We start from the raw sequence: 5061 nt of genomic DNA on the forward strand, positions 1-5061 counted from the left end.
GAAAGGAGCAATTATTATTAATCAACGGTCTTTTACCTTGCCATAAAAAAGGTCAGAAATGTTGCAAATATTTCTGAAAGAGGCCATAAAAAATTAGAAAAATGAGCAATCAAAAATTAGCCACAAACGCCCTACATGCTGGGCACGACGTTAAAGCAAACGCAGGTACAAGAGCTGTACCAATTTATCAAACAACATCGTATGTTTTTAATGATTCGGATCATGCTGCAAATCTATTTTCATTAAAAGAATTAGGATTTATTTACACCCGATTAAACAATCCAACAAACCAAATTTTACAAGATCGTTTAGCGGCTGTCGAGGGTGGTATTGGCGCAGTAGTATTTGCATCTGGAACCGCAGCTATTGCAACAGGTTTATTAACCTTATTAAAATCAGGCGATCATATTGTGGCATCAAGTAGTTTATACGGTGGAACCTATAATTTATTAAGCGTTACTTTACCGAGATTAGGCATTACAACCACATTTGTTGATGCTTCAAATCCTGATAATTTTGCAGCTGCTGTAAAAAACAACACAAGAGCATTTTTTGTAGAATCTTTAGGAAACCCAAAACTTGATGTTTTAGATCTTGAAGCTATTGCAGCGCATTCAAAAAAAGCAGAAGTACCTTTTATAGTTGATAATACTGTGGCAACACCAGCTTTATTAAATCCAATAAAGCATGGTGCCAATATTGTCATTCACTCATTAACAAAATATATTGGAGGACAAGGAACTTCTTTAGGTGGCGCCATTATAGACGCTGGAACTTTTAATTGGGCAAACGGAAAATTCCCTGAATTCACAGAGCCTTCAGCAGGTTATCATGGTTTAGTTTATCATGAAGCTTTAGGTGCAGCGTCATACACTTTCAAATTAATTCTTGAAGGTTTAAGAGATTTTGGTGGCGCAATGAGTCCAACAAATGCATTCAACATTATTCAAGGTTTAGAAACCTTACCTGTTAGAATCAAGCAACATAGCGCCAACGCTTTAGAACTAGCACAATGGTTAGAAGCACAAGACGACATTGCTTGGGTAAACTATCCTGGTTTAAAAAGTAGCAAGTATAAAAAACTAGCTGATAAATATTTACCAAAAGGACAAAGTGGAATTGTTACCTTTGGACATAAAGGTGGTTTTGATGCCGCTAAAAAGATTGCAGATAACACGAAGTTATTTTCGTTATTAGCTAATATTGGGGATACAAAATCATTGATTATTCACCCAGGAAGTACAACACATCAGCAGTTGGATGAAGCAGAACAAGCATCTGCAGGTGTATCTGGAGATTTAATCAGATTATCTGTTGGTATTGAAGATATCGAAGATTTAAAAGCCGATTTATTAGAAGCATTTAAAACAATTTAGGTTAAACAAATCATATCCTGCAAGGTTTCAAAAATCTTGTAGGTATATCAAATATAGAAACTCAGACCTACAAGGTTCTAAAAACCTCGCAAGTCATAACAAGCACAAAAACATTTGAAACACTCATTACAACATACCATTTTAAAGAATTACACTACTGAAAGTGGTGCGCTTTACTCTGAAATAAAGTTAAGCTACCAAGTTTTTGGAAAGCCTTTAGGAAGTGCGCCCATAGTTTTGGTGAATCATGCGTTAACAGGAAATAGTGATGTTGCTGGCGATGATGGCTGGTGGAAAGATTTAGTCGGAGAAGATAAAGTTATTGATACTAAACTTTACACGGTTTTGGCATTTAACATTCCTGGTAATAGTTTTGATGGGTTTGTTATCGACAACTATAAAGATTTTGTAGCTCGCGATGTTGCAAAACTGTTTTTAATAGGATTAAAAGAATTAAAAACAGGAAAGTTATTCGCTACCATCGGTGGGTCGTTAGGTGGTGGAATTGCATGGGAAATGGCTGTTTTACAGCCTGATTTCACAGAGCATTTAGTAGTGGTGGCAACAGATTGGAAATCGACAGATTGGTTAATTGCCAACTGCCAAATTCAAGAACAATTTCTGTTGAATTCAAAACATCCGGTGCATGATGCAAGGATGCATGCCATGTTGTGCTACCGCACGCCAGAATCTTTTAAAGAACGTTTTCAGCGTTCTAAAAATGACGATTTAGAAATTTTTAATGTTGAAAGTTGGCTATTGCATCATGGTAAAAAGTTACAAGAGCGTTTTCAACTTTCGGCTTATAAATTGATGAATCAGTTGTTGAAGTCTATCGACGTTACCAAAGGCAGGTCGAGTAACTTTAATGTGCTTGAAAACATTGAGGCTAAAATCCACATTATTGGTGTGGATTCCGATTTGTTTTTTACGGCTGAAGAAAACCGAGAAACACATAAACAGTTGGCTTTAACACATCCTAATGTCACGTATAATGAAATTCATTCAGTACACGGGCATGATGCATTTTTAATGGAGTACGAGCAACTTGAAAAAATTATAGAAGGCATTTTTGTGCCACATTCTAAAAGAAAACCTATGAAAATATTAAAATTTGGAGGTAAATCTTTAGCCAACGGAAAAGGCTTAGAGACAGTACTTTCAATTATAAAAAATAAAGTAGCCTCAGGCGAGCGCATTAGTGTGGTGGTCTCAGCAAGGGGTTCTGCAACCGATGATTTGGACGCTATTTTGAACAAAGCTTTAAAAGGAGAACCCTTTCAAGAAGATTTAAAAGCATTTAAGGCCTATCAAACAGAGCCTTTAAAAAACATCGATTTTTCTGAGGAATTTTCCGTTTTAGATAAGTTGTTTGAAGGTGTGAGTTTGCTGCGAGATTATAGCAAAAAGACAAAAGATAACATTTTAGCGCAAGGCGAATTATTATCGGTTAAACTGATTGCTAGTTTATTAAGTGAAAACGGGGTAAAAGCCAAAGCAGTTGATTCACGCGAACTTATAAAAACCGATGAAACCTTTGGTAATGCGCAACCAATTACAAAAATTTCAAAAGAAAATACGCAGAAGTATTACAGCCAAAATAAGGATGTTGTTAACGTAGTTACTGGGTTTATTGCTTCCAATTTAAAAAATGAAACCACGACATTAGGTAGAAACGGGAGTAATTATACGGCTGCCTTAATTGCGAATTTTTTAGATGCTGAAGAGTTACAAAATTACACACATGTAAGTGGAATTTATACAGCAGATCCTGGATTAGTTCCAGATGCAAAACAAATTAGAGAATTATCCTTTAGTGAAGCTAATGAGTTGGCTAATTTCGGAACCTCGGTATTGCATGCTAAAACGATTATTCCCTTGGTTGAAAAAAATATCAACTTACGTATTTTAAACACGTTTAGTGCCGATGATGAAGGTACCTTAATTACGGCAAGGCCAAGTACTAAAGAAGTTACCTCTTTATCTATTTTGGATAATGTCGCCTTATTAAATTTTGAAGGTCGGGGTTTACTTGGAAAAATTGGTGTAGATGCACGAATATTTGGAGCCTTAAGTAAATACGGGATAAGTGTAAGTATTGTGTCTCAAGGGTCTTCAGAACGTGGTATTGGTTTAATTATTGATGCCGAACAAGCAACACAAGCAGTTATAGCTTTGGAGCGTGAGTTTGAAAGTGATTTCTATTCGCAAGACGTTAATAAAATTGATGTGGTAGATGATGTTGCAGTTATTTCCATAATTGGCATTGAGCTCAGTTCATTTCATAAACCATTTAATGCGCTTATAAAAAATCAAATTACACCGTTGCTGTTTAATAACACCGTAACTGGGAAAAATGTGAGTTTGGTGGTTAAAAAATCGCAACTTCATAAAGCGGTAAATGTGATTCATGGTGAAGTTTTCGATATTTCGAAAAAAATAAATATTGCCATTTTTGGTCACGGAGGCGTTGGTAGTGCATTAATTAATCAGATTTTAAAATCGAAAAACGACATTGAAAAACGAAAAGGTATCAAATTGAATGTGTTTGCTATTGCTAATTCTAAAAAACTGATTTTAAATAAAAATGGTGCTGATACAAATTGGAAAGATGCGATAAAATATAGTTCGTATGACAGTTCCATTGATGATATTATTACCTATGCTCAAAATCATCATTTAGAAAATTTAATAGCGGTTGATAATACAGCAAGTTCTGAGTTTTACAAGAATTATATTCCGTTGGTTGAGGCAGGTTTTGATTTGGTGTCTTCCAACAAAATAGCCAATACCATTTCTCACGATTTTTATAAGGAATTACGAGTTGAACTTGCGAAAAACAACAAAGAATATTTGTATGAAACTACAGTTGGTGCAGGTTTACCGTTGATTGACACCATTAAATTGTTGCATGAATCTGGTGAAAATATTACAAGAATTCGGGGTGTGTTTTCAGGAACGTTGAGTTATTTATTCAATAACTTTTCGGTTCAAGACAAACCGTTTAGTGAAATTATTCAGGAAACGGTTGATAAAGGGTTTACAGAACCAGATCCTCGTGAAGATTTTTCAGGAAATGATGTTGCTAGAAAGCTGTTAATCCTCGCAAGAGAGTTAGATTTGCAAAATGAATTTGAAGATGTTGAGGTGTTGAATTTAATACCAGAAGCTTATCGCGATATTTCGGTTAAAGACTTTTTATCGCAATTGAATGTTTTAGATGAACAATACCAAAAGATAAAAGACGACCAAAAAGCAGGCCATGTATTGCGTTATGTTGGCGATTTGTCGGGCGATTTATCGCAAGAAAAAGGACGGTTGGAAGTAAAATTAGTATCTATTCCAGAGGATAGCACGTTGGGTCATGTAAAAGGAAGTGATGCTATTTTTGAAATATTTACGGAAAGTTACGGTGAACAACCTATAGTAATTCAAGGTGCTGGTGCTGGTGCAGAAGTGACTGCACGTGGTGTTTTTGGTGATATTTTGCGGTTGAGTAAACATATAAATTAGTTGTGTTCAATTATGAAAAGCCAAATTCTAGATAATTTAGAAAGCCTTTTAGCAGAATCTTTATCCTATTTAAAAGGAGCTACAATTGAAGAGATTATTTCTAATTATATTGATGAAAACAATCAACATTATTTGAGTGTTGGAATCAATCACTATTTAGATGATGAAGAGG

2 protein-coding genes are annotated in these 5061 nt (G+C 35.1%); both read left to right on the forward strand.

Translation table 11 applies throughout. The features are described 5' to 3' along the window. Nucleotides 1-101 precede the first annotated feature (101 nt). On the forward strand, nucleotides 102-1376 hold the full coding sequence (locus WBN21_RS15430) for an O-acetylhomoserine aminocarboxypropyltransferase/cysteine synthase family protein (RefSeq protein WP_424201841.1): 1275 nt from the start codon (nucleotides 102-104) through the stop codon (nucleotides 1374-1376). Between the two features lie 114 nt (nucleotides 1377-1490). After that, nucleotides 1491-4889 (forward strand): bifunctional aspartate kinase/homoserine dehydrogenase I, encoded by a 3399-nt coding sequence (thrA, locus tag WBN21_RS15435; RefSeq protein WP_424201843.1) that lies wholly within the window; start codon nucleotides 1491-1493, stop codon nucleotides 4887-4889. The last annotated feature ends 172 nt before the right edge of the window (nucleotides 4890-5061 follow it).

Origin of the sequence: Algibacter sp. (genome assembly GCF_049667265.1) — a bacterium.
Taxonomy (GTDB): Bacteria; Bacteroidota; Bacteroidia; order Flavobacteriales; family Flavobacteriaceae; genus Algibacter_B.